Annotated in this window: 21 protein-coding genes and 4 tRNA genes; 22 read left to right on the top strand and 3 right to left on the bottom strand. The window is 61.6% G+C overall.

The features are described from left to right. Nucleotides 1-28: 28 nt before the first annotated feature. Nucleotides 29-610: a hypothetical protein gene (locus tag E4680_RS00125; RefSeq protein ID WP_135280352.1), complete on the bottom strand. Its 582-nt coding sequence runs from the start codon at nucleotides 608-610 to the stop codon at nucleotides 29-31. A 41-nt stretch (nucleotides 611-651) separates the two neighbouring features. Further along, nucleotides 652-2,049 carry an argininosuccinate lyase gene (argH, locus tag E4680_RS00120; protein ID WP_135280351.1) on the bottom strand — a complete coding sequence of 466 codons (1,398 nt, stop codon included), beginning with the start codon at nucleotides 2,047-2,049 and terminating at the stop codon, nucleotides 652-654. A 182-nt stretch (nucleotides 2,050-2,231) separates the two neighbouring features. Here argH and E4680_RS00115 point away from each other — a divergent pair, with 182 nt between their 5' ends. From E4680_RS00115 to E4680_RS00055, 13 genes are all read left to right on the top strand, one after another. After that, on the top strand, nucleotides 2,232-3,242 hold the full coding sequence (locus tag E4680_RS00115) for a sensor histidine kinase (protein ID WP_167792291.1): 1,011 nt from the start codon (nucleotides 2,232-2,234) through the stop codon (nucleotides 3,240-3,242). Further along, nucleotides 3,239-3,970 carry a LytR/AlgR family response regulator transcription factor gene (locus E4680_RS00110; protein ID WP_135280349.1) on the top strand — a complete coding sequence of 244 codons (732 nt, stop codon included), beginning with the start codon at nucleotides 3,239-3,241 and terminating at the stop codon, nucleotides 3,968-3,970. The genes E4680_RS00115 and E4680_RS00110 overlap by 4 nt, the downstream gene beginning before the upstream one ends. 73 nt (nucleotides 3,971-4,043) lie before the next feature. Then, nucleotides 4,044-4,979 carry a hydroxymethylbilane synthase gene (gene hemC / locus E4680_RS00105; RefSeq protein ID WP_135280348.1) on the top strand — a complete coding sequence of 312 codons (936 nt, stop codon included), beginning with the start codon at nucleotides 4,044-4,046 and terminating at the stop codon, nucleotides 4,977-4,979. Beyond that, on the top strand, nucleotides 4,976-5,788 hold the full coding sequence (locus E4680_RS00100; protein WP_167792290.1) for a uroporphyrinogen-III synthase: 813 nt from the start codon (nucleotides 4,976-4,978) through the stop codon (nucleotides 5,786-5,788). The genes hemC and E4680_RS00100 overlap by 4 nt, the downstream gene beginning before the upstream one ends. Before the next feature lie 10 nt (nucleotides 5,789-5,798). Then, nucleotides 5,799-6,848, top strand: a complete 1,050-nt coding sequence (locus tag E4680_RS00095) for a uroporphyrinogen-III C-methyltransferase (RefSeq protein WP_135280346.1) — start codon at nucleotides 5,799-5,801, stop codon at nucleotides 6,846-6,848. Further along, the gene (locus E4680_RS00090; protein ID WP_135280345.1) at nucleotides 6,845-8,089 is read left to right on the top strand and encodes a heme biosynthesis HemY N-terminal domain-containing protein; all 1,245 of its coding nucleotides are present in this window, start codon (nucleotides 6,845-6,847) and stop codon (nucleotides 8,087-8,089) included. Before E4680_RS00095 ends, E4680_RS00090 begins: the two co-directional genes overlap by 4 nt. A gap of 59 nt (nucleotides 8,090-8,148) precedes the next feature. Further along, nucleotides 8,149-9,003 carry a formyltetrahydrofolate deformylase gene (gene purU, locus E4680_RS00085; protein ID WP_135280344.1) on the top strand — a complete coding sequence of 285 codons (855 nt, stop codon included), beginning with the start codon at nucleotides 8,149-8,151 and terminating at the stop codon, nucleotides 9,001-9,003. 59 nt (nucleotides 9,004-9,062) lie between these two features. After that, a complete protein-coding gene (locus E4680_RS00080; RefSeq protein WP_135280343.1) occupies nucleotides 9,063-9,698 on the top strand; it encodes a hypothetical protein in 636 nt (211 codons plus the stop codon). A 485-nt stretch (nucleotides 9,699-10,183) separates the two neighbouring features. Continuing rightward, nucleotides 10,184-11,521, top strand: coding sequence for an NAD(P)/FAD-dependent oxidoreductase (locus E4680_RS00075; RefSeq protein WP_135280342.1), 1,338 nt, complete (start codon nucleotides 10,184-10,186; stop codon nucleotides 11,519-11,521). Then, nucleotides 11,518-12,300 carry a DUF1365 domain-containing protein gene (locus E4680_RS00070; RefSeq protein ID WP_240696057.1) on the top strand — a complete coding sequence of 261 codons (783 nt, stop codon included), beginning with the start codon at nucleotides 11,518-11,520 and terminating at the stop codon, nucleotides 12,298-12,300. The genes E4680_RS00075 and E4680_RS00070 overlap by 4 nt, the downstream gene beginning before the upstream one ends. A gap of 1 nt (nucleotide 12,301) precedes the next feature. Next, nucleotides 12,302-13,525: an SAM-dependent methyltransferase gene (locus tag E4680_RS00065; RefSeq protein ID WP_135280341.1), complete on the top strand. Its 1,224-nt coding sequence runs from the start codon at nucleotides 12,302-12,304 to the stop codon at nucleotides 13,523-13,525. Nucleotides 13,526-13,528: 3 nt separating this feature from the next. Continuing rightward, nucleotides 13,529-14,851: an MFS transporter gene (locus E4680_RS00060; protein ID WP_135280340.1), complete on the top strand. Its 1,323-nt coding sequence runs from the start codon at nucleotides 13,529-13,531 to the stop codon at nucleotides 14,849-14,851. 22 nt (nucleotides 14,852-14,873) lie between these two features. Next, the gene (locus tag E4680_RS00055) at nucleotides 14,874-15,410 is read left to right on the top strand and encodes a DUF3833 domain-containing protein (protein WP_240696056.1); all 537 of its coding nucleotides are present in this window, start codon (nucleotides 14,874-14,876) and stop codon (nucleotides 15,408-15,410) included. A 14-nt stretch (nucleotides 15,411-15,424) separates the two neighbouring features. Here the strand turns inward: E4680_RS00055 and E4680_RS00050 are convergent, their stop codons facing one another. Beyond that, a complete protein-coding gene (locus tag E4680_RS00050) occupies nucleotides 15,425-16,135 on the bottom strand; it encodes an HAD family hydrolase (RefSeq protein ID WP_135280339.1) in 711 nt (236 codons plus the stop codon). Nucleotides 16,136-16,378: 243 nt separating this feature from the next. Here E4680_RS00050 and E4680_RS00045 point away from each other — a divergent pair, with 243 nt between their 5' ends. From E4680_RS00045 to E4680_RS00005, 9 genes are all read left to right on the top strand, one after another. Further along, nucleotides 16,379-17,314 (top strand): MerR family transcriptional regulator, encoded by a 936-nt coding sequence (locus E4680_RS00045; RefSeq protein ID WP_167792289.1) that lies wholly within the window; start codon nucleotides 16,379-16,381, stop codon nucleotides 17,312-17,314. Between the two features lie 179 nt (nucleotides 17,315-17,493). Then, nucleotides 17,494-17,569, top strand: a tRNA-Thr gene (locus E4680_RS00040). A gap of 212 nt (nucleotides 17,570-17,781) precedes the next feature. Further along, nucleotides 17,782-18,864, top strand: a complete 1,083-nt coding sequence (locus E4680_RS00035; RefSeq protein ID WP_167792288.1) for an efflux RND transporter periplasmic adaptor subunit — start codon at nucleotides 17,782-17,784, stop codon at nucleotides 18,862-18,864. Next, nucleotides 18,861-21,941, top strand: coding sequence for an efflux RND transporter permease subunit (locus E4680_RS00030; protein ID WP_135280336.1), 3,081 nt, complete (start codon nucleotides 18,861-18,863; stop codon nucleotides 21,939-21,941). The genes E4680_RS00035 and E4680_RS00030 overlap by 4 nt, the downstream gene beginning before the upstream one ends. Then, nucleotides 21,934-23,358 carry a TolC family outer membrane protein gene (locus tag E4680_RS00025; protein ID WP_135280335.1) on the top strand — a complete coding sequence of 475 codons (1,425 nt, stop codon included), beginning with the start codon at nucleotides 21,934-21,936 and terminating at the stop codon, nucleotides 23,356-23,358. Before E4680_RS00030 ends, E4680_RS00025 begins: the two co-directional genes overlap by 8 nt. 48 nt (nucleotides 23,359-23,406) lie before the next feature. Further along, nucleotides 23,407-23,491: transfer RNA gene (locus E4680_RS00020), tRNA-Tyr, on the top strand. Between the two features lie 44 nt (nucleotides 23,492-23,535). Then, a tRNA-Gly gene (locus tag E4680_RS00015) sits at nucleotides 23,536-23,609 on the top strand. A gap of 50 nt (nucleotides 23,610-23,659) precedes the next feature. Continuing rightward, nucleotides 23,660-23,735, top strand: a tRNA-Thr gene (locus tag E4680_RS00010). 81 nt (nucleotides 23,736-23,816) lie between these two features. Next, on the top strand, nucleotides 23,817-23,957 hold a 141-nt coding region (locus E4680_RS00005), incomplete at its 3' end, for a GTP-binding protein (protein ID WP_240696069.1).

Raw genomic sequence — 23,957 nt, 5'->3', positions numbered from 1 at the left:
GGGTGCGGCCGATCTGGGTTCGGGGCGCTCAGAACGAGACGCGCAATCCCAGGTCGTAGACCGCCGAATCGTCGCTCAGCGAGGCGCCGCCCTGCACGCCCAGCGGGCCATAGACCGACCATACACCGCCGGCGCGGAGGATGGCTTCGTTGTCATCCAGCAGCCCAGCCCGATAAAGCGCGGCGACATTCAACTCGAGCAGCTCCGTTGCCAGGTAGCGCACGCCCGCACCAAGCTGGAAGCCGTCGTCCTTGCCATCTTCAAAGCGGTTCGGGGTATCCACATCGCGGCGGACCCAGGCGGCTTCGGCGATGAAGTCCATGTCGGGCGCCAGGGATTGCCGATAGCCACCACCGACCAGCAGATCGGAGAAATCCACGTCGGTATCATCGGCTTCCAGGTAGGTATTCTCGATGATGCCGTAAAACTGCTCGGTGATGCCCAAGGACAAGCGGATCGCAGGGCCATCAAACTCATCGTCGAGGGTCTCCGCCCCGCCGCGGTCGAGGAAGCGGTAGCTGAGATCGACATAGTCGTATCCGGGTGCCTGGGCATGCGCCATGCTGCTAACCAGCAGTAATGATGCGCCGATCAAGACCTTCCGATTCATCTGAATACCCCCAATGCGGACAGTCGTGGCCTGAATGGCCTTCAGGAATGTTGTTGATCTCGCCGAGCGCGACCAATGGCGGCGCGGACTTGTTCGGGTGCTGTGCCTCCATGGCTACGGCGCGCGGCGACCGATCCCTCCAGGGTCAGCACGTCATAGACATCGGCCTCGATCAATGGACTGAACGATTGCAGTTCGTTGAGGCTCAGCGCCGAGAGGTCGCGGCCCTCACGGATGCCGAGTGCCACAGCCTTGCCGACGATTTCGTGCGCGTCCCGGAACGGGATGCCCTTGCGGACCAGATAATCCGCTAAATCGGTCGCCGTGGCAAAACCGCGTCGCGCGCTTTCACGGCATTGGTCGCGCTTGACCTGCAGCGCCGGGACCATGTCGGCAAAAGCCCTGAGGCATCCGGCCAGGGTGTCGACCGTATCGAAAAGCGGTTCCTTGTCTTCCTGGTTGTCCTTGTTGTAGGCCAGCGGCTGCGCCTTCATCAGCGTCAGCAGGCCCATCAGATGGCCGTAGACACGCCCGGTCTTGCCGCGCACCAGCTCGGGCACGTCGGGGTTTTTCTTCTGCGGCATGATGGACGAGCCGGTGCAGAAGCGGTCGGGCAGTTCGATGAAATCGAACTGGGCACTGGACCAGATCACCAGTTCTTCGGAAAAACGCGACAGGTGCATCAAGATCAGGCTGGCGGCCGCACTGAACTCGATGGCGAAATCGCGATCGCTCACCGCATCCAGGGAGTTCTCGCTGATCGCCTCGAAGCCCAACTGGTCGGCCACGAAATGGCGATCCAGCGGATAGACCGTGCCCGCCAGCGCGGCCGAGCCGAGCGGCAGGACATTCACGCGCCGGCGGCAGTCGGCGAGCCGTTCCCGGTCCCGGCTCAGCATGGCGTACCACGCCATGAGGTGATGACCGAAGGTGACCGGCTGGGCAACCTGCAGGTGAGTGAAGCCCGGCATCAGAGTATCCGCTTCGCGCTCGGCCAGATCGAGCAGGCCGGTCTGCAGGCGATTCAGCTCCGCGGTCAAGGCGTCGATGGCGTCGCGCAGATAGAGGCGGATGTCCGTTGCCACTTGGTCGTTGCGTGACCGACCGGTATGCAGTTTCTTTCCCGCCTCACCGATGCGGGCGACAAGGCGGGCCTCGATGTTCATGTGCACATCTTCCAGGGCGACCGACCATTCGAAACGGCCCGCCTCGATCTCCGCGCGGATGGCCTCGAGCCCCTCGACGATTTGCGCGCACTCGGTGGCCGTGAGCACCTCAATCCGGGCCAGCATGCGCGCATGGGCAATGGAGCCGGCGATGTCCTGCCGATAGAGCCGGTGATCGAAACCAACCGATGCGGTGAAGGCCTCGACGAACGCATCGGTGCCTTCGGAAAAACGTCCGCCCCACGGTTTGGCGGAAGATGGGGAATCACTCATGCCGGCTCCAGTTCGAAATGCAATGAATAGGCGATTCGCGCGGATGTCAAAGCCGCTGCATCGCTGCCGATAAGGCCGATTATATCGGGCCGAATCGACGCCGCATCATGACAGGCAGACTTCCGACATCACTGGCCAGCCGCGCTACGCTCGTTTCGATGCGAGTGCCGGATACATTTTTTTTGCCCGATCTGTGCGATCTGCGGGTGGTGCTGGCGCTCGTGCTCAGCATGCAGATATTGGCCTGCGTGTTGACGCTGGTGATGTCTCCGGTGGACTTTTGGTTGCAACTGAGCCGGGTTTCACTTTACGTCCAGGCGGTTGCGCTCTCGAGCAGCATCTTGCTGTGTGCGTTGCGGCCGCATCTGGCGCGATGGCGGCCGGCGTTCGCCACATCGGCGATTCTGGCGCTGGTGGCCGGCACGGCATATGCGGTGGCAGTGCTGAGTGGCTGTTTGTTGGGCGATCTTCTCGGCCGGGCCTGCACGGTTGAACACGCCGCGCGCCCGGCGCTCATTGCGGCATTACTGACGGGCGTGGGATTGCGTTACCTCTATCTTCAGCATGCACTGACCCAGCGTGTGCATGACGAGCTGCGATTGCGGATCGATGCCCTGCAGGCGCGTATCCGCCCCCATTTCCTGTTCAACACACTGAATACCATCGCCGCCCTGATTCGTGGACAGCCTCGCCTGGCGGAAACGGCACTCGAGAACCTGGCCGATCTGTTTCGTGCAAGCCTGGGCCAGCAAGGCAGCTTCGTGACTCTGGCCGATGAGGTATCGCTGTGCCTTCACTATCTGGATCTGGAACGTCTCCGCTTGGGAACTCGATTACGGGTGGAATGGTCATTGGGCAACGTGCCGGAGGCGGCATTGCTGCCGGCCCTGACGCTGCAGCCGCTGGTGGAAAACGCCATCTGTCATGGCATCGAAACGTGTCGCGAAGGCGGCACGATCCATCTGCAGGGGCGATTGGATCACGACATGATCATCTTGTGTCTGTGCTATCCCCGCTGCGGGGATGCCGGTCCCGGGCATGGCTTGGCCATGTCCAATACGCGCCAGCGTCTGGCGTTGAGCTTCGGCGCCAAGGCCCGCCTTGAGCTCCGGCAAACTGAACACACCTGTGAGGTGACATTGGCTTTTCCCTATCTGAGCAAGGCGCCGATCAGCAAAGGGGAATCCGCATGAACATCCTCATTGTGGATGATGAGGCGCTGGCTCGGCTTCGCTTGGCCCAGTTGATCGCCGAACTGCCGGGACACCGAGTAGTCGGGCAGGCGGAGAACGGCATGCAGGCAGTGGCACTCTGCGAACACCATGCCGTGGATGTGGTACTGCTCGATATCCGCATGCCGTCCATCGATGGTCTCCAGACGGCCCGTCTGCTGGCTGCCCTGCCGATGCCGCCGGCTGTGATCTTCGTGACCGCCTACCCGAACCACGCGCTTGCCGCCTTCGAGGTGCAGGCATCGGACTATCTCCTCAAGCCGGTTCGCCGCGAGCGCCTCGTCCAGGCGTTTGCACGCCTGGCGGAACGAGGAGGTAACTGTATGTCCGAACGCGTGATCGATAACCGTTCGCCGCGCAGCCATCTGCGCACCCGGCTGGGTGGCGTGGTGCGCGTGGTGGCCGTCGAGCAGATTCGCTATTTCAAGGCTGAACAGAAATATGTGACTGTGCGTAGTCCGGAGGGGGAATTTCTCATCGAGGATTCCCTGGCGCGTCTGGAGGCGGAATTTTCAGGCCGGTTCGTTCGCGCGCATCGCAACGCATTGGTCGCGATTCCCTATGTCGAAGCGCTGCATCGGCGAGGCGTTCGCTACTGGTTGATGCTCAAGGACTGCCCGGAATCGATCATGGTGAGCCGGCGACATCTGACGCTCGTGCGTCAGGTGCTGGAGGGCTCGATCATCTGAGTTCGGCCATTGCGGCATGGTGGTCTGGGATTCTAGGATGAAAAGTCTTTAGCCTTGAATCAGGATCCCGGGCATGTCCGATCGTGTCTTGCGAATTGCTACCCGCCGCAGTCCATTGGCCCTTTGGCAGGCCCAACATGTTGCCGAGCAGGTGAAGAGTGTCCATCCGGGACAAGCCGTCCGTCTGGTGCCGATCAAAACCCAGGGCGACAAGATTCTGGACGTCCCGTTGGCCAAGATCGGCGGCAAGGGGCTGTTCATCAAGGAGCTGGAGCAGGCCCTGTTGGACGAGGTGGCCGATCTTGCTGTGCATTCCATGAAGGATGTGCCCGCTGAACTACCCGATGGCCTCGGCTTGGCGGTGATGCTGGAAAGTGCTGACCCGCGCGATGCATTGGTTAGCCGCGGCACCGGCGGTTGGGCAGGTTTGCCGGCCGGCGCGCGGATCGGTACGTCCAGTTTGCGGCGCCAATGTCAGCTGCGGGCGCAGCGCCCGGATCTGAACTTCGATTTCCTGCGTGGCAACGTCGGGACGCGCCTGGGGAAGCTCGACAGCGGCGTGTTCGATGCGATCGTACTGGCCGCCGCCGGGCTCGATCGGCTCGGTCTGGCGGACCGGATCAGCGAACGGCTCGACCCGTCAGTCAGTCTTCCGGCGGTGGGGCAGGGTGTGATCGGGATCGAGTGTCGTACCCATGACGACGCGCTGCACGCGCTATTGGCGCCGCTCGATCACGTACCCTCCCGGCAACGCGTTACGGCGGAGCGTGCCCTCAATGCGCGACTGGGCGGCGGCTGTCAGGTGCCCATCGCGGGCCACGCGCGCGTGGTGGGCGATATCCTGGAGCTCGAGGCGCTGGTGGGTGCACGCGGGGGCGATGAGCCGGTGCGTGCGCGCAGCAGCGGGCCGGTGAGCGCAGCTGAGCAAATCGGGCGTGAGGTTGCCGAAACCCTGCTGCAGTGCGGTGCCGATCGGCTGCTGCGCGAATGGGAACTGCACCCCCAATGACCGAGGCGCTACCGCTGGCCGGTTTGCGCATCCTGGTGACGCGGCCGGCGCACCAGGCGGAGGGCTTGTGTCGCCGGATCGCTGCAGCTGGCGGGGTGGCCGTGCGACTGCCCACCTTGGAAATCACGCCGGTCATGGATCGACCCGCGGCTCGGCGACAATTGGAGAGCGGGCTGCAAGCGGACTGGCTTGTCTTCACCAGTGCCAACGCGGTGGCTCATGCCGCGTCGCTCATGCCCCACCTGCTGCGGCGCGCCACCGGCCGGATCGCGGCCATCGGCGCGGCTACTGCTGCGGCACTGACGCACGCTGGCCGGTCGCCGGATCTGGTACCCCCGGGTGAGGACTACCGTAGCGAGGGCTTGCTGGCACAGGCAGCTCTGTCCGACATGGCGGGGCAGCGGGTCATGATCGTGCGAGGCGAAAATGGCCGGGTGCTGTTGGGCGATACCCTGCGGCAACGCGGCGCCGACGTGACCTATGTGCCGGTCTATCGGCGTCAATGTCCGCAGATCGACCGGAATGTGGTGGTCCAGCGACTCACGCATCCCCGTGGCCCGGATATTCTCGTCTTCACCAGCCCCGAGGCGTTGAGCAATCTCTTTGAACTGGTACCGGACGGCGCAATACGACAGCAGTTGCGCAGTGCACAAGTGGTGGTCGTGAGTGAGGCTATGGTAAAACAAGCCCAAAATATGGAGTTCGGTCCGCCGCTCAGAGCGATCGCGGATGAAGCGGGGCTGATGAGGACCCTGACGCGCTGGGCGCAGCGGCTTCATCCCCACAAACCGCCGACATTGCCTACATAAGGAAGTTGTCATGTCTGAACCCGCACCTATGGTCTCCCCGCCGACCGGGGCCGAACCCGTTCGGCGTCCGTCCCGTATCTGGGCGTTCTTGGTGCGGTTGATTCGTCTGGCGATCCTGTTCGGCATGATTGTTGCCATCGCCCTGCTCTGGCAGCAAGTCGACGATATCAACAGCATTCGCGCGGCTTTCGGGGACCGGCTCGATGAGGTTCGTACCCGGCTGGCCGAGACACGCGCTGCGCAAATGCCGGCCACGGAACTGGAGCGGCGCCTGACAGTGTTGCAGACCGAGCTCGATTCGACCCAAGAGCAAGCGCGAGCGACGGCACGGCAGGTCGAGCCGGTGTTGGAGCTGCTGCGACAGGGACGCCCGGCGTGGTATCGGGCGGAAGCGCTTTACCTGATGCAGATGGCGAATCAGGCCCTCCAGCTACGCGGCGATGCGCCGGCGGCCCTGCGTGCGCTGTGGCTGGCTGACAAGAACCTGGAAGTTTTGGGGGACCCGCGTTTCCTGCCGGTCCGGGAGACACTGGCCCGGGAGATGGCGATGTTGCGTGCGTTGCCCACGGTGGATGTCCCGGGCATCTCGCTGCAGCTTTCCACACTGGCGGCAGGGGTGGAGCAGTGGCCGTTGCGTCACCATGTTCCCAGCCATTGGGCGGCCAACCCACCGCAGGCAGAACAGGCGTCCCGCCCCGCCGAGCTCTGGGGACAGTTTCTGGCCGCGATGCGACAGTTGATCGAAATTCGGCGCAACGAAGAGCCGATCGCTGCGCTGGTCTCACCCGAACTCGAGCGACTTCAGCGCTTACACACCATCTTGCAGCTGCAGGCGGCTCGGCTGGCACTGCTGCAGCGCGATGCTGATACATTCCGCCGTGAACTGGACAGTGCATTGGGCAGTCTGTCGACTTATTTCGACGTGGCGGATCCCGAAGTGCGATCCGCGCGGGAGCAACTGGAAGCGTTGCGCGAAATGCCGATTGATCCAAAGCGGCCCGATCTGAGTGGCTCGCTGGCTCAATTGCGAACCTTGGAAGCCGAGATGGTGATGCCATGAAATGGGCCGTGTTGCTGCTGGCGCTTCTGGGGCTGGGCACTGCGGCGGGCCTGCTGTTACAGGATGACAATGGCTATGTCCTGATGGCCTGGCACGGCTGGACGGTCGAGACGTCGTTGATTTTCTTCGTCATTCTTCTGGGCGCGGTGTTGCTTTTGCTGTGGCTGGTCTGGCGTCTGCTTGCCGGGGTTTGGCGATTGCCGCGGTGGGTGCGGTTGCGGCGCAACCACCGGCGGGCTGCGCGTGCACGCGCAGCGCTGCACGCGGCGCTATTGGACTTGCAGAGTGGCCGCTATCCCTTTGCGGAGAAAGCGCTGGTCAAGAATGCCGAGTCCGATGCGCCGGGACTGCATTACCTTCTGGCGGCGCGGGCGGCCCATCGACAGCAGGCGTACGATCGGCGCGACCGCTATCTTCACCAGGCATTTGAAGCAGAGCCGTCCGGGCAGTCGGCCGTATTGATTGCGCAGGCCGAGATGCAACTCGAGGACCATCGTGACGAACAGGCGCTGGCGACACTCTCCATGCTGGATGACCCAGCGGTCGAGGCGCGGCGGCTTCAGCTGTTGGTGGAATGCCACAAGGCCCGGCGTGACTGGAGTGCGCTGCGCGGCTTGCTGCCCAGGCTGCGTGACTTCGGCGCGCTTTCTGCCGAGGCGCAGCGCCAGTTGGAGATTCAGGTCTTTGGTGCTTCCATGGCGATAGCGGCTGATCGTGGCGACGTGGGTGCGCTGGAAGCGGCCTGGAAAGATGCGGGTCGCGACCTGCGGCACGAAACCCCGCTGGTTCTGGCATTCGTGCGGGGCCTCATGGCCCTGCGCCAGATTGCCCAGGCTGTGGATGTGATCGAGCAGCATTTGAGGGCCCACTGGTCGGAAGAATTGGCGGATCTGTACGGTCAGCTTCATACGGGCGAACGTGCCCGGCAACTGGAACAGATCCAGTCCTGGATCGGACAGTACGGGGAGCAGGCGGTGTTGCTCCGGGCCGCGGCCCGTCAGTGCCGACATGAGCGAATCTGGGGCAAGGCGCGCCAGTACTATGAGGCGGCGCTTGCCGCTGCGCCGGATCCACTGACCTATCAGGAATTCGCCGAGTTGCTGGTGCAGCTGGACGAGGTCGAGCACGCCAAAGAGCTCTATCGGGCCGGTCTGACGGCATTCAATCGGGGTCAGGGCCAGCAAACAGTGGTCGCAAGGACCCACAGGGAATCCACCCGTGACGGCGGAATGAGGCAATGATTCTGACATCACGCGAGTGCTTGCGATGCCACAAAGCCTTCTCTTAGCCGGTAGCGACTATGGCCACAACGTTCACCCTTAAGGCCAGTTGCCCGGACCAGGTCGGCATCATTGCAGCGATCAGCGGATTGATCGCCGAGCACGGCGCCAGTATCACCGAAGCCAGTCAGCATTCCGATCCCCTGACGGGTCATTTTTTCATGCGCTATGAGATTGCGGCTTCGGATCTGCCGTTCGGCAAGGCCGGCTTCGAGCAGTCGCTGCGGCCGTTGGCTCAACGTTTCGGGATGGACTGGACGGTGTCGTCCTCGGCGACGCCTTGCCGGGTTTTGGTCCTGGTGAGTCGGCAGGATCATTGTCTGGCTGATCTGCTCTATCGCTGGCGCCGCCGCGACTTCATCTTCGAGCTGGTGGGTGTGGTCTCCAATCACGATGATCTGCGCGCCGACGTTGAGCGGATCGGCCTGCCTTACCATCATGTACCGGTCACTCCGGAGGGTCGAGCGGATGCGTTCGCTCGAATCGAGCAGCTATTCCAGGACTATCGCGCCGATGTTATGGTGCTCGCCCGCTACATGCAGATTCTTCCCGCCGATCTGTGCGCTCGCCTGCCCCATCGCATCATCAATATCCATCACAGCTTTCTGCCTTCTTTCGTCGGCGCCAATCCGTACCGGCAGGCCTATGAACGCGGCGTCAAGATCATTGGCGCGACCTGCCATTATGTGACCGAGGAGCTCGATGCCGGACCGATCATCGAGCAGGACGTGATGCGGGTGCATCATGGCGATTCGGTCGAACGCATGGTGGCGTTGGGTCGAGATGTGGAGCGCGCCGTTTTGGCTCGGGGACTGCGTTACCACGTGCAGGATCGTGTGCTGGTGCATGGCAACAAGACGGTGGTATTTCCGTGATATCGAACGGGTCAAGTCCTTCCTGGCGACATGTGCTTCCGTTGATCTGTGGTGTCCTCATGCCCGGGATTGCGCGGGCGGATTGGCGCTACGAGGCGGGTTTCCAGTTTGCGCATCTGGAAGGCGAAGCGCCGCAGGATGCGGCCTACAACGCCGATCTTCAGGGCATCCATCTGGCGTTTCGGGAAAACGTCGGCAGCTGGCGAGGTGAGCTCGCCGGCAGCTATCAGATCGGGAGCGCCGATCTGGAGCAGGCCGGCCAGGCACTGACATCGACTGACGAGACCGCATGGGATGCAGACTATCGGATCGGCCCCGTGATTGCCCCGGGTGTATGGGCCTTTGGCGGGATTGCCCATCGGCGCTGGGAGAGTGATGATCTCGAGCGCCAACTCACCTATTCCCCGGTGGGGATCGGGGTCGCATTGCCGGCTGCCTGGAGCATCGAGGGCGAGTTCATGATCGAGTACTGGGCAGTCTGGAGCGCTGAAGTGATTGATGTCTCTGCCCAAGGCGCGCTTCCGGATACGGGCGCAGGCTGGCGCGTGTCGGCCAATGCCGGCTGGGCGTTCGGCGAGCGTCAAAGTCTGTTCGTGAATCCCTATTACGCGGAGTGGCGTCTGGACGGCGGCCTATCGGGCAACGATGCAGACGCCCAGACGATTGGCATCAATTTCGGATTGCGGTGGCATTAAGCCGGTACTCCTCGGTAACCCGCGTCGCATTCGATCGACTCTCTTTTCCCCTCTTCATTGACACCTGTTCTTGTTTCCGGCTAAGCGCCCGGCGAAAGCCGGATAATGGCGTTTGGTCCGGTTCGGCTTTCTGCGTCCAGTGGGACAGGTGGTTTGCGATACATCGTACTAGTTTTGTACAACAATTAGAAAAGCGGGATAAGGCTGTTTTATGGCCGGTTGCCGCCGCCACTAAGTTATCTATCGGCAGCAACACACTGTAAATAAATAGAAATAACCCTTCTCTCTTGCTGACGATCGGCCGCCTCAGGGGCGAATACGATGGTCTGAGCTCAAGAAAGTTTGACAATCGCCGATAAGAACGCTACAAATATTGTACATGGGTGCGGTGTTCATGTCTGGCGTGCCCTGAGCGGGGTCAATGCCCCGGGTACTCGACGGGTTTCGGTTTGAGACATGTGCGTCATTCGCGAAGGGGAACGAGAATGAAGATCGCCATTGTGGGTAGCGGAATCGCCGGTCTTTCGGCCGCATGGATGCTGGCGCGGCAGCATGAGGTGGTCGTATTCGAGCAGAACGACTACATGGGTGGCCATACGCACACCGTAGATGCACCGGCGCCATCTGGAACGGTTCCGGTCGATACGGGCTTTATCGTTTACAACGAAGCCAATTATCCGCATCTCACGGCGCTTTTCCGCCATCTTGGTGTCGCGACGCGACCCAGTGACATGTCGTTTGGCGTCTCCGTCGATCACGGCGAACTGGAATACGCCGGCGACAATCTCCGCGCACTGTTTGGCCAGCCCAGCAACTTCTTCAAGCCGGCGCACTGGCGGATGCTGTCCGAGATCGTGAGGTTCAACCGCCTGGCGCGAGGCAGCCTGGACGATCCCGCTCTCGAGTCGCAAACCCTGGGCGAGTTTCTCGATGTGCACCGATTCGGTGACGCGTTGCGGACGCGCTATCTGCTGCCGATGGCGGCGGCCATCTGGTCCTGTCCACCGCAGACCATGCTGGCCTTCCCGGCCGCCAGCTTTATGCGGTTCTTCAAGAATCATGGCTTGCTCGATATTCGGGGGCGGCCTCAGTGGCGAACCGTCGTGGGCGGAAGTCGGAGTTACATTGGTCGACTCACCGCAGACTTTGCCGGTGGTGTGCGCCTGGGGCAGGGTGTGCGCGTCATTCAGCGGGATTCGCAGGGTATAAGGCTGATCGACGCTCAAGGAGAAGCGCACCGATTCGATCGGGTCGTGCTGGCCTGTCATGCGGATCAGGCGCTGCGGCTGCTGGAGCAGCCCGATGTCTGGGAATCCAGACTGCTCGGCGCGTTTCCGTACCAGACGAACCGCGTGGTGCTGCATTCCGATCAGCGCTTGATGCCGCGTCGCCGGCGCGTCTGGTCGTCCTGGAACTACCTCTCCGGTGCGAATGTCTCGGGCGATCGTGCGGTCTCAGTGACCTACTGGATGAATCGTCTGCAGGGCCTGTCTGATGCGCGCCCGTACTTCGTCACGCTCAATCCGTTGATGGAAGTCGATCCTGAGCAGCGCTGGGGCGAGTATGACTACGATCATCCCGTATTCAGTCAGCGGGCCATGCAGGCGCAACCTTTGCTGGGCCGCTTGCAGGGGCGGCAGGGAACCTGGTTCTGCGGGGCCTATTTCGGCTATGGATTCCACGAAGATGGGATTCGGTCGGGCCTCGATGTGGCGCGTGCATTCGGGATTCTTCCGCCTTGGGAGGCTGGTTTGCCGGAGTCGATCACGCGCGGGCAAGCCAAGCCGGCGCCGGTTCCGGCTGCTTTGCCGGAAACCGCGTGACGGGTGTCGTCATGAAGAGTTGTCTGTATCGCGTCGACATCCGGCACGTTCGTCCAGGCCGTTTCCGCCACCGTTTTGGCTATCGACTGTTCAACGTGTTGCTCGATTTGGATGAAATCGATGAGCGTGCGCGCAAGCTCCGGTTGTTCTCGCACAATCGGCCGAATCTAGTAAGTGTTTATGACCGGGATCACGGTCCGCGCGATGGCACGCCGCCTCGGATCTGGATTACGGCATTGCTGGCTGATCATGGAATCGATCTGGATCGGGCTGGGCGGATTCGCATGCTGGGTTTCCCGCGTGTCCTGGGCTGGGCGTTCAATCCTTTGACTCTCTGGTACTGCGAGGATGCGCGGGATGCACTTCGAGCGGTGGTTTGCGAGGTGCACAACACATTCGGTCACAGCCATTTCTACGTGCTGGCGGGGGAGCATGGTCGGCCCCTGGAACTTCAGGGGGCCCTGAAAAAGCGCAAGCAGTTTCATGTGTCGCCGTTCTTTCCCACCGTCGGGGAATATCGCTTTCGTCTCGATCCGCCGGCGCGCTCGGTGGTGGTCGCCGTGGCTTACTGGCGCGATGGCGCGCTGGCTATGCTGGCCGAGCTGCGTGGAGACGCGCGCCCCCTGACCGACCGGACCTTGTTGCTCCAGGTTCTGCGTATGCCGTGGGCCGGTGTGAAGGTTTTCGCGGCCATTCATTGGCAGGCCCTGAAATTGTGGTGGCGTGGCGCTCCATTCCATGCCGAACCGCCGATTGCATCCACTCCAAGGAGTTCATGACATGTCCAGTCAACCGCCCATCATCCTGCAGCGGGGCGCGGCGTTGCCGGCGCTACCGTGGTCTTTGCGCCTGTTGACGCGGATTCTGGCTCGCGCCGAATACGGCCAACTGGAGTTGCGCCTGCCCGATGGTCGTGAGATGCACGTTCGGGGTCGGCGTCCCGGCCCCCAGGCGACCTTGGTGCTGCATCGTCCACGACTGATTGGCCGGTTACTGACCGGTGGCGATACGGGTTTGCTCGAATCCTATGTGGACGGCGATTGGGAGTCGCCGGATCTCACCCGATTCCTGCTGTGGGGGGCGGCCAATGAGGCCTGCTTCGGTGGTGTGGCGGATGGATTCGTGCTGTGGCGCGCGCTGCGGACGCTCTATCACTGGCGTCATCGAAACACGCGGACCGGTAGTCGACGCAACATCGCGGCGCACTACGACCTGGGTAACGACTTCTATGCGCTGTGGCTGGATTCCACGATGACTTACTCCAGCGCGTTGTTCGCATCAGAGACCGATACGCTGGAAACCGCGCAGGTCCGCAAGTATCAGCGGCTGATCGATCAGTTGGAGATCGGCGCCGGACATCGGGTGCTCGAAATCGGATCAGGCTGGGGGGGGTTCGCCATTCAGGCTGCGCGTCAGACAGGTTGTCAGGTGACCAGCGTGACACTGTCTGCAGCGCAGCTCGAGGAAGCGCGGCGTCGCGCCTGGCGGGCCGGCGTGGCGGATCGGATCCGCTTCGAGCTCATGGATTACCGCGACCTGTCGGGTCACTACGATCGCATCGTGTCCATTGAAATGTTCGAGGCGGTGGGGGAGCAGTATTGGCCGGATTACTTCCGCCAGGTGCATGACCTGCTCAAGCCACGGGGGCGTGCCGGGATCCAAGTGATCACGATCGAGGAAAAGCGGTTCCAGGATTACCGCAAGAGTGCCGATTTCATCCAGCGCTACATCTTCCCCGGCGGGATGCTGCCGTCCCCTGAGCGATTTTTCGATCAGGCTGAAGATGCCGGGCTCGAGTTGGTCGATGTGAAGACCTTCGGGAAGGATTATGCCCGCACCCTGGCTTGCTGGGACGGAGCGGTGCACCGTCAGAGCCATGCCTTGGCCGAGCTTGGCTATGATGCGCGCTTCCAGCGTCTATGGCACGCCTATCTGTGCTATTGCGAAGCGGGATTCACAACGGGGCGCATCGACGTGATGCAGGCCATATTGGCGCGTGACTGAACCATGAATGCGTCGGATGCGCCCTTGCCGTTGCGGATTCTGGCCGCTTTCGGGGCCATCGGCCTGCCGATGGCCGCCATGGCGGTACCGCTGCTGATCTACCTCCCCCCCTATTTCAGCGATGAGCTCGGATTAGGGTTGACGGTCGTCGGCACCGTGCTGCTTGTGGCGCGACTGTTCGATGTGGTGACTGATCCCGTCGTCGGACTGCTTAGTGACCGTATCCGGACACGCTGGGGCCGTCGGCGCCCATGGGTGCTTGCGGGTGTTCCGTTGATCCTGATGGGGACCGGCTTCCTGTTTCTCGCCCCTGTGGGTGTGGGCTGGGCCTATCTGCTGTTCTGGAGCGTGGTGACTGCGCTCGGCTGGACCGTTCTGTCATTACCGCACAACGCCTGGGCTGCCGAATTGTCGCCGGATTATCACGAGCGGGCACGCATCTACGGCGCGTCTCAGGCTTTTGCCATTGTCGGCACGATACTGGGCGTTGCTATTCCTGGGATCATGCAATCCTTCGGGGCATCGCGGGCAACGGCATTGGCGGTCATGTTCGGATTTGCGCTGGCGACCCTTCCGGTTACCGCAATCTGGCTGTTGCGAAAAGTGCCGGAGCCGAACCAGCCTGATGGGGACGTGCCGTGGGCGAAAGGCTTGCGTTTGCTAAGCGAGAACCGACCCTTTCGTCGATTGCTGGCGGCCTATCTGCTCAATGGGATTGCCAATGGTCTACCGGCAAGTCTCTTTCTGCTGTTTGTACAGGCGCTTATTGGCGATGATCAGGAAGCCGGGATTCTGTTGATGGTCTATTTCGGGGCCGGTTTCCTCGGCCTGCCGCTCTGGCTCGGCATCGCCCGCCGGCTGGGCAAGCATCGTACATGGTGTGTGGCGATGATCGTCACTTCCCTGGTGTTCGCGACGGTTCCCTTCATTGAGCCGGGACAGTTCTGGTTCTTCTTCGCGGTGTGCGTATTGACCGGGCTGACGGTGGGCGCCGATCTGGCCCTGCCGGCGGCCATGCAAGCGGATGTCATCGATCTGGACACGGCACAGAGCGGCAATTCTCGCGCAGGTTTGTTCTTTGCTTTGTGGGGGATGGCCACCAAGGCGGCGCTCGCGTTGGCGGTCGGGATTGCCTATCCCGTTCTGGATTGGGCCGGCCTGGATGCACAAGGAGACAACACTCCCTTCGCGCTGACCACGCTGGCCTTGCTGTACGGGGGATTGCCGGTGCTGATCAAGCTGTCGGCCGTGTGGTTGATGTGGAATTTTCCGCTGACGGAATCCGATCAGCGCGCGTTACGCCAGAAGATCGTTCTTCCCGTGTGATTTATAACTCGAGGATAGTGAGATGAACTTGAAAAATTGCATGCGTTTGTTGGCGTTGCTGGGTGTGCTGGGTTTGGCAGCTTGCGGCGGCGTCAACACGAAAATCTATGAAGGGACGGAGCCCCCGCTGGTGCTGGAAGACTATTTCCTCGGTCAGACTCGCGCATGGGGTATGTTTCAAGACCGGGCCGGGGAGCTCAAGCGCAGTTTCGAGGTCCGTATCGACGGCAAGATGGTCGACGGCGAGTTGGTGATGACCGAGGACTTTGTCTACAGCGATGGCGAGAAGTCCCAGCGGATCTGGCGCATCAAGCGGGTGGATGCCCATCACTATGAAGGCCGGGCCGACGATGTGGTGGGTGTCGCCAAGGGGGTGGTCTATGGGCGCGCACTGAACTGGACCTATACTTTGGCCCTGCCCGTGGGCGATAAGACTTACCATGTCCAGTTTGACGACTGGATGTATCTTCAGCCCGATGGTGTGCTGCTCAATCGGGCCCGGATGAGCAAGTTCGGTGTCGAGCTTGGACAGGTCACGCTCGCTTTCCGGAAGCTGTGATGGCGCCGATCGGTTCAAGTGGATGTCGGGCCGGGCAGGAGTCTTTCCAGCAGTTCGCTGAGTTGTCTCACGTAGCTGGGTACCTGTCCGGGGCCCGGCCACCGGTGGCCGGGGCGGTTGAACCAGATGGTATGCAACCCGGCGGCCCGCGCCCCGACTACATCGCATTCGGGGTCATCCCCGATGTGCAGCGTTTCTTCGGGGGCGACACCCAGCGCCTCGCACGTGAGGTGAAAGATGGCGGGATGCGGCTTGGCCATCCCGGCGGTTTCCGCGCTGACGTTGACGCGGAAAAACCCCCGCAGGCTGGTCGTGGCCAGGTCAACGTTGCCGTTGGTGATGCTGGCCAGCGAGAAATGCCCGCTCAGCCTGTTCAGCACCGCAGCGGCATCGGTAAAGGGTGTGACGGCGTTTCGGGCGGCGATGAATTCAGCGAATGCCAATTCGGCGGCCTGTGGGGTCGTCCCCGCTTCGCGCGCCGCTTGCTGGAGGACGGTCATGCGCAGGGCAGTCACGTGGTGAGCCAGCTCCGGGCGTTGTGAGGCCAGGCGATTCATTCGGCGGCGAACTTCCCCGGCGGGTAGACGTTGCGCCATGGCCGGGAAATGGTGTCGCAGATAGCGCTCCATGCGGGCTTCGGCGGCGCGGATGACAGGGCCGATTTCCCAGAGCGTGTCGTCGAGGTCGAAGGTGATCGCGCGGATGGCGGGAGGCTTTCGGTTCATCAAGGTTTCCGTTTCACGTTGCGGCGTTCTTGCGGGTCTGGGTGTTGCCTGGATTCAGGCGCGAGCCGCGCATCGGCGCGCAACGCAGGGCGGGGTCAGGCAAGCGCAACGCGCATCCGGAACCAAGGAAAACAGGATATGAGCGACTTGTTCCATCCGCATGACTTTAGCGTACTGGATTAAAATACCGTAGCGGGTAGATTCGTGTTTGAGCATAACCAACGTACTCAAGAAGGTTCGCGCTTGAAGCAGGATGCGGCTTCTTCAGACGATCGAGAACTGTTTCCGATTCGGACCGTTTCCAGTCTGACGGGCGTCAATGCGGTGACGCTGCGCGCGTGGGAGCGCCGTTATGGCTTGATCAGTCCACGTCGCACGCCGAAGGGCCACCGGCTCTATAGTCGCGCCGATGTCCAGCGCATTCAGCAAGTTCTGGATTTTCTGGACCGAGGAATCTCCATTGGCCAGGCCCGGGCGGCGCTCGAGGCGCAGCAACGGGGCGAAACCTCGGTCACGGTGGCTGCTCCTCAGGAGTCCCGAGGATTATGGGCGGGCTACATCGCGCGCATGGTTCTGGCGATCGGTAGCTTCGATGAAAAGAACCTGAATGCCGTTTACAGCGAAGCCTTGTCGCTCTATCCCGTGGAGCTGGTCACTAGCCAGCTGATCGTTCCGCTGCTCGAAGAGGTGGGGCGGCGATGGCAGAACCAGGAGGGGAGCGTCGCCGAGGAGCATTTTTTCAGCGTGTTCATGCGCAACAAGCTGGGTGCCCGCTTTCATCACATGGCCTTGGAGACCACCGGCCCCAAGCTGTTATGCGCCTGTGTTCCGACGGAAAACCATGAACTGGCGCTCCTGCTGTTCTGTCTGGCGGCGCTGACGCGCAACTATCGAATCGTGCTGCTCGGCGCCAACATGCCCTTCGCCGACCTCCCCACGGCCGTGCGCCGCTCGGGGAGCGACGCGATTGTACTGGCGGGCTCGGTTGGCGCTTATTGGCCGACCTTCGAAGAAGAGCTTGCGGGGCTGATTCAGCGAGCGAAAGTGCCGGTGCTGGTCGGTGGCCACCTGTCGACCCTGCATCGCGATGCCGTGACCCGTGCGGGTGCCATCGTGCTCGGAAGCGAGATGTCCCAGGCCTTTCGGCGGCTCGGGCAGGCTTTGATGCCCCCGGAATAGGGGCGCTCGTAACGATCCCGTTGAGGTTGGTGGATGGAACCATGCGGGGCGTCGATCCGATGATGACGTCGATTCCGGTCGGAGGATCGGCATTGACGTTTCCAGATCGGTCTTGCATTGAGATCGTGCGCCCTCTAACGGTATCCTTGGCCGGCCCGTCAGGGCGCCAAGAACAACACGCTGGCGTAGCTCAGTTGGTAGAGCAGCCGATTTGTAATCGGCAGGTCGCGGGTTCAAATCCTGTCGCCAGCTCCATTTAGGCCGCTTTTGCGCAATCTCTTCGACGCAGAAATGCGTGGTAATCGGTGCCCGACCCGGGGTCGGCACGGTTTGCGCGGGGCTTGGGTTGCAGAGCACGACGTGCCCCGGGCGGCAATACCCGTTGCATCGTGAGGCTGCGTCGATGTCTTGACGCCCGTGGACATGACGACGGGACCATTACTTTGTGGATCAATCAGGGAATGAACATGCGGACTTGGATCAGACCGGGATGTGCTGTGCTGCTTGCACTGATGCTGGTTGCGTGCGGTCAGGAGGATGCTGCAGCCCCGCCTGATCAGCCAGCTGTGCTGATTACGACCGAGCTTGCAGAGCAGCAGGTCGTCGAGGATCTCGAGTTTTCGCTCGGCAGGCTGCAGTCGAATGTGGATCCGCGTATTGCGGCCGAGGTGTCCGGTCGCGTCTTGTCCGTCGCTGTGGAAGCGGGCGAATCGGTGCAGCGTGGGCAGGTCGTGGCCCAGCTGGACGCTGCCGACTATCGGGCGGCGGCCGATGGGGCGGCGGCCGATGTGCGTCGGCTGGAGGCGTTGGTCGAGCAGCAGCAGCGCCAAGTCGAGCGCTATCGGCAGCTGGTTCAGGAAAATTTCTTTTCAGTCAACGCATTGGATGAGGTCGAGGCGCAGTTGACCGCGTTGCGCGCACAACTGGCTGCGGCGCGGAGCGGGGTCGATCGAGCGCGCAACAATCTTGACCGCACAGCCGTGCGCGCGCCTGCTTCGGGCGTCATCGCCGAGCGATTGGTGAGCCCGGGGGATTATATTGGCGCTGGAAACCCCTTGTTTCATCTCAGTACTGATCAAATGCTGCGGGTTGTGTTGCCGTTTCCGGAAGTCCTGAGTTCTCGATTGGCAGTCGGGCAAACCTTGCGGTTGCGTGTGCCCACCGCTCCCGGCATGCCGGTGGAATTGCCCATTACCGAGATTCGCCCCGTGATCGGTGCGCAGAATCGTGCGATCGAGGTACTGGCGGAGATGCGCAATCCGGGTGGGTGGCGCCCCGGTGGGAGTGTCAATGGTGAGGTCGTGCTGTCGAGGCGCGAAGACGCCGTGGTCATTCCACCCTTGGCCGTGATTCGGCGTCCGTCCGGCCTTGTCGTCTATGTGGTGACCGATGACCAAGTGCAGGAGCGTCTGGTCAAGGTGGGGGTCGAGACCGCTGAGTTCGTGGAAATCGTTGAAGGGCTTGAGGCCGGCGAGCAGGTTGCGGTCGAAGGTGCTTCCTATTTGACGGATGGGGCCCGGGTGCGCATCGCCCAGGAGCGCGCCGCATGAATTTGCCGGAGCTGTCGATTCGCCGGCATGTGCTGGCGTACATGCTCAATGCGGTGCTGGTATTGTTCGGCATCATCGGCTTTCGGGATCTCGGTGTCGACCGGTTCCCGAATGTCGATATTCCGGTCATCAGTATCACGACGATCCAGCCCGGCGCCAATCCGTCAGTCGTCGATGCCAGCATCACCAACATCATCGAACGCCAGGTGAACAGCGTTCCGGGCATCAAGAACATCCGGTCGAGTTCCACGCCCGGCGTGTCCGTGGTGGCCATCAATTTCGAGTTGGAAAAAGATGTTGATGTTGCTTTCAACGAGGTTCAGGCGAAGGTCAATCAGGTTTTGAACCAGTTGCCGACCGATGCGGATCCGCCGATTGTCGCCAAGTTGGAGACCTCGTCCCAGCCGATTTTGTGGCTCGCCCTGCAGGGCAATCGAACCGAGCAGCAACTGAACGTCTATGCGAACAATGTGCTGCGCAAGCAACTTGAGAACGTCAATGGGGTGGGCGAAGTGCGGATCGCCGGCTCCCGGGAACGGACCGTCCGGGTCGAAGTGGATCCGGCTCGGCTGGCCAGCTACGGATTGACGGTTCAGGACCTCATTCAGGCGTTTCAGCGTGAGCACTTCCTGTTGCCCGGCGGTTTTGTCGTCGGGGGCAACACGGAGTCGCTGCTCAAGCTCGACCTGGAATACCACGACCCGGCGGCCTTGGGCCAGATGGTGATCGGTTTTTCCAGTGGTGCGCCGATTCGCTTGCAGGATGTCGGTGAAGTCGTTGACGGTTTGGCGGATTATCGCCAACTTGCACGCTTCAACGGTGAGCCGACTGTGGGGCTGGGTATCGTGAAGATTGCCGGAAGCAATACCGTGGCGATCATCGACGAAATCAAGGCGCGACTCGACACCGAAATCGGTCCCCAGCTTCCGCCGGGCCTGAAGGTGTCCGTGGCGACCGATACCTCGACTTTTATCCTGGAGATGGTGCACGCGCTTCAGGAGCATTTGATTACCGGAACACTGCTGGCGGCAGCGGTGGTTTTGTTGTTTCTCCGCAACTTCCGTTCCACCTTGATCATTGCGGCGGCGATTCCGGTCTCACTGCTGGGCGCGGTCGCGGTGATGTACTTCTTCGGATACACCTTCAATGTGGTGACGTTGCTCGCGCTGCTGTTGCTTATCGGCGTCGTGGTCGATGATGCGATCGTGGTGCTCGAGAATATCTACCGTCATCGGGAGGAGTTGGATCCGGATCCCGTCAGTGCTGCGATGAACGGAACCCAGGAGGTGATGTTCGCGGTTTTGGCGGCTACCTTGTCACTGGTCTCGATTTTCGTGCCCGTGGTGTTCATGGGTGGGATCGTGGGGCGGTTTTTCGAGTCCTTTGCGGTCGTGGTCGTGTTCGGTGTGTTGGTGTCGTGGTTCGTGGCACTGACGCTCACGCCGATGATGTGTTCGCGGTATCTCAAGGTCTCTCACGAGCACGGTCGCGTATTCAATGCGTTTGAGCGTGCATTTCGCGCCATGGAGTCGGGGTACCGGCGCATGCTCGGATGGGCGATCGGTGCGCCATGGGCTGTGCTGGCGATTGCGTTCCTGGTGGTGCTTTCCAGCGGCTACTTCTTTGCCAATGTCGGTGGCGAATTCGTTCCCGAGGAAGATCAGGGGCAATTGTTTGTCCAACTCAAAACACCTCTGGGGTCGAGCGTCGAGTACACCGACAGTCGGCTGCGCGCCATGGAGGCCGTGCTGGCCGAGGAGCCAACGGTGGTGAGCTATTTCACGGCGGTCGGCTTGGGACAGCAGGGCCAGGTGAATCAGGCGGTGGCATTTGTCACGATGAAAGCGCGCGCGGAGCGGGATATTTCACAGCAGGAGCTGGCGGTTCGATTGCGCGAAAAGGCCGCGGAAATCCCGGGAGTTCAGGTGTTCATATCTGAAGTGCCGGCGTTCGGGGGAGAGCGTGGTGAACCGCTGCAGTTGGTGCTGCGGGGTCGCAATCTTGCGGATGTGGCGCGTTATTCCGAGGAGATTCGCCAGCGTCTTGCCGCGACCCCGGGGATGGGGAGCATCGATTTGACCCTGCAGCTCGATTTGCCGCAGGTCGAGCTCGACATCGATCGGGAGCGTGTGGCGAGCCTGGGCTTGTCGACGCTGGAGGTCGCGCAGGCGGCCAACATCTTGGTTGGCGGGATGGACGTGGCGCGCTACAACGACGACCCGGGCGACGGCGAGCGGTATGACCTGCGCCTCAAGGCCCAGGAGGGTGCGTATGCCGTGCCGGATGACTTGCGCAAGATCTTCTTGCGTAACCGGGCGGGAGATCTGATTCGCCTGGACACGATTGCGACCATCCAGCAATCACTGGGGCCGGCGGAAATCAGCCGATTCGACCTCAATTACGCCGGATTCTTCTTCATCAATCCCAGCATGCCGTTGGCTGAGGCGATGGTGCGGGCCCAAGAGATCGGTTCTGAAGTCCTGCCCACCGGTTACAGTCTTGATTTGACCGGCCAGGCCCAGGAATTCGAAGACACAGCCGGTTATATGGTCTTCGCGCTGGTGGTTTCCCTGGTCCTGCTGTACATGGTTCTCGCAAGCCAGTTTGATTCCTTCCTGCAGCCGCTGATCATTATGGTGGCTCAGCCGCTCGCGGCGATTGGTGGGGTCGCGGCGCTTTGGCTGCTGGGGTATACCATCAACATGTTTTCCATGATCGGAATGCTGCTGTTGGTCGGACTGGTGGCGAAGAATTCCATCTTGCTGGTCGATCTGACCAATCAACGGCGCGCCGAAGGCGTGCCGTTGAAAGAGGCCCTGATGGAGGCCTGTCCCGTTCGGCTTAGGCCAGTACTCATGACTTCCCTCACCGTCATTTTCGCCCTGCTGCCTGCTGCCCTAGGCCTGGGAGCAGGAGCCGATACCAATGGACCGTTGTCAGCGGCTGTGATCGGAGGCATGGTGACTTCGACGGCGTTGACGCTGGTTGTTGTTCCGGTGGTCTATCTCTTGGTGGAGCGGATGAAGGAGCGTCGTGGCTTCCATGCCGGTCACGGCACGGGGGTGAGTCATGACTAATCGCCGATCGAAAGTGCGTACGGTTGCCTGCATTCTCTTGGCGTCGACGTTCAGTGGCCCCGGGTGGGCCACTGGTTTGGCGGACATCTATCAGCTCGCGCAGAGTCGCGATGCAGTGTATGAGTCGGCGCGACATCGACTCGCCGCAGTTTCCACGCTGAACCGCCAGGCGCGCGGCGTTCTGTTCCCCAGTATCGACCTGAATGGCGGTGTCAACCGGACCTGGTTGGAGGTGGACAGTGATCCGGCCGTTTTGCCGGGTCCGCCAGGTGCGCCCCCGACGCTGATTGATCAAAGCGGCTCCGTCGACAATGCCGACGGTTGGAGTTATGGCGTCACGTTGCGCCAGCCGATCTTTGTGGCCGAGGCGATCTTTCGCTATGGACAGGCTCAGCGGCAGGTGGCGCTGGCCGAGGTCGAGTTTGCAATTGCCCGTCAGGATCTGATTCTGCGGACGGCATCCGGATATTTTCAGGTCCTGCAGGCCGAGCAGGCACTTGCCACCAGTCAAGCCGAGCTACGCGCCCTTGAGCAAGAGTTGGCGCGTGCCCGAAAGTCCTTCGAGGTGGGCACGGCCGCTATTACGGACCTCAATGAGGCGCAGGCCCGCTACGATCTGGTTTCTGCTCAGGTTCTGCAATATGAAGGCGATGTCGCGATTGCGCGCCAGGCGCTGGCGCGAATCATCGGCCAGTCGGTTCCGGCCCTGAAGGGACCGCGTGCGGACTTTCCGCTGGAGCCACCGGAACCTGCCGAGCAGGCTCAATGGGTCGATCGGGCTCGTGACTCCAACTTGTTTCGGGTTGCCAGTGGCTTGGGTGTGGAAGTGGCGCGCGCCGAAGTCCGAGCCCGGCAGGGTGCACGATTGCCGACCTTGTTTCTGGTTGGCAATTACGATGTCCAGGAGACGCGTCGTCCCGCCTTTGGCGGCGACGTAACCCGCAACGAAACCGAGAGCCGGGTGGTCGGGGTTCAGCTCAGTGTGCCGCTGTTCCGCGGGGGGTTGCTGAGCGCTCAAGTCGAAGAGGCGGCGGCGCTTTACAATCAGCGCAAGAGTGACCTTGTCGATGCCGCGCGGGGCGCCGAATTGCAAGCGAGCCAGGCGTTCATTCAGCTGAATACGGCGATTGCGCAGGTGCGCGCGTTCGAGCAGGCTGTCAAGTCCAGTATGACGGCGTACGAATCGGCTCGGCGTGGTCGGGAGGTCGGGGTCCGGACGGCAGTCGATGTTCTGTTTGCGCTGCAGCAAGTGTATGCGGCTCAACAGAATCTCGATAGTGCCCGATTGGCCTATCTGCTGGGGCGACTCAATCTGCAGGCGGCGGTGGGTGCCCTGGATCCGGCCGATCTCGCCGCGATTGACAACTATCTCACCAGTCGTGCTGCGTTATCTGCGCTGCCGGTCAGGATCGATTGAGGTTTGACAGGTGGCGGCGAGCAGAACATAATTTGGGGCTTGCGTTTTGGAGGGGTTCCCGAGCGGTCAAAGGGAGCAGACTGTAAATCTGCCGGCTCTGCCTTCGTAGGTTCGAATCCTACCCCCTCCACCACGAAATTTTGTTGGGACATACGGTTCAGGTCGCAGTCCTTCGATGCGGGTGTAGTTCAATGGTAGAACCTCAGCCTTCCAAGCTGATGGTGTGGGTTCGATTCCCATCACCCGCTCCATCGTGCGGGCCGCACGGACAGGATTGGTGACCACAGGTTTTGGGTTCAGGGCCCATATAGCTCAGTCGGTAGAGCACTTTCTTGGTAAGGAAGAGGTCACCGGTTCAAATCCGGTTATGGGCTCCATAGTTTAGTGTGGGATGGCCTCTCGTGGCTCAATGAGAGGCTTTTTTGGCGTATTTGATTTTCTCATGGAGATTGTTGCGCATGGCCAAGAGCAAGTTTGAGCGTACGAAGCCGCATGTGAATGTGGGGACGATTGGTCATGTGGACCATGGGAAGACGACGCTGACGGCGGCGCTGACGAAGGTGTTGGCGGAGAAGTTTGGGGGTGAGTTCAAGGCTTAC

The sequence above is a fragment of the Candidatus Macondimonas diazotrophica genome (genome assembly GCF_004684205.1).
GTDB classification, from domain to species: Bacteria; Pseudomonadota; Gammaproteobacteria; order UBA5335; family UBA5335; genus Macondimonas; species Macondimonas diazotrophica.
Note: the sequence above shows the minus strand (reverse complement) of the source record. Positions and strands in the feature narration are given on the sequence as shown.

Bases quoted from the DNA above. Each gene is read 5' to 3' on its own strand.
- E4680_RS00125 (WP_135280352.1), bottom strand. From the start codon at position 610: ATGAATCGGAAGGTCTTGATCGGCGCATCATTACTGCTGGTTAGCAGC.
- argH (WP_135280351.1), bottom strand. From the start codon at position 2,049: ATGAGTGATTCCCCATCTTCCGCCAAACCGTGGGGCGGACGTTTTTCC.
- E4680_RS00110 (WP_135280349.1), top strand. From the start codon at position 3,239: ATGAACATCCTCATTGTGGATGATGAGGCGCTGGCTCGGCTTCGCTTG.
- hemC (WP_135280348.1), top strand. From the start codon at position 4,044: ATGTCCGATCGTGTCTTGCGAATTGCTACCCGCCGCAGTCCATTGGCC.
- E4680_RS00100 (WP_167792290.1), top strand. From the start codon at position 4,976: ATGACCGAGGCGCTACCGCTGGCCGGTTTGCGCATCCTGGTGACGCGG.
- E4680_RS00095 (WP_135280346.1), top strand. From the start codon at position 5,799: ATGTCTGAACCCGCACCTATGGTCTCCCCGCCGACCGGGGCCGAACCC.
- E4680_RS00090 (WP_135280345.1), top strand. From the start codon at position 6,845: ATGAAATGGGCCGTGTTGCTGCTGGCGCTTCTGGGGCTGGGCACTGCG.
- purU (WP_135280344.1), top strand. From the start codon at position 8,149: ATGGCCACAACGTTCACCCTTAAGGCCAGTTGCCCGGACCAGGTCGGC.
- E4680_RS00080 (WP_135280343.1), top strand. From the start codon at position 9,063: ATGCCCGGGATTGCGCGGGCGGATTGGCGCTACGAGGCGGGTTTCCAG.
- E4680_RS00075 (WP_135280342.1), top strand. From the start codon at position 10,184: ATGAAGATCGCCATTGTGGGTAGCGGAATCGCCGGTCTTTCGGCCGCA.
- E4680_RS00065 (WP_135280341.1), top strand. From the start codon at position 12,302: ATGTCCAGTCAACCGCCCATCATCCTGCAGCGGGGCGCGGCGTTGCCG.
- E4680_RS00060 (WP_135280340.1), top strand. From the start codon at position 13,529: ATGAATGCGTCGGATGCGCCCTTGCCGTTGCGGATTCTGGCCGCTTTC.
- E4680_RS00055 (WP_240696056.1), top strand. From the start codon at position 14,874: ATGAACTTGAAAAATTGCATGCGTTTGTTGGCGTTGCTGGGTGTGCTG.
- E4680_RS00050 (WP_135280339.1), bottom strand. From the start codon at position 16,135: ATGAACCGAAAGCCTCCCGCCATCCGCGCGATCACCTTCGACCTCGAC.
- E4680_RS00035 (WP_167792288.1), top strand. From the start codon at position 17,782: ATGCGGACTTGGATCAGACCGGGATGTGCTGTGCTGCTTGCACTGATG.
- E4680_RS00030 (WP_135280336.1), top strand. From the start codon at position 18,861: ATGAATTTGCCGGAGCTGTCGATTCGCCGGCATGTGCTGGCGTACATG.
- E4680_RS00025 (WP_135280335.1), top strand. From the start codon at position 21,934: ATGACTAATCGCCGATCGAAAGTGCGTACGGTTGCCTGCATTCTCTTG.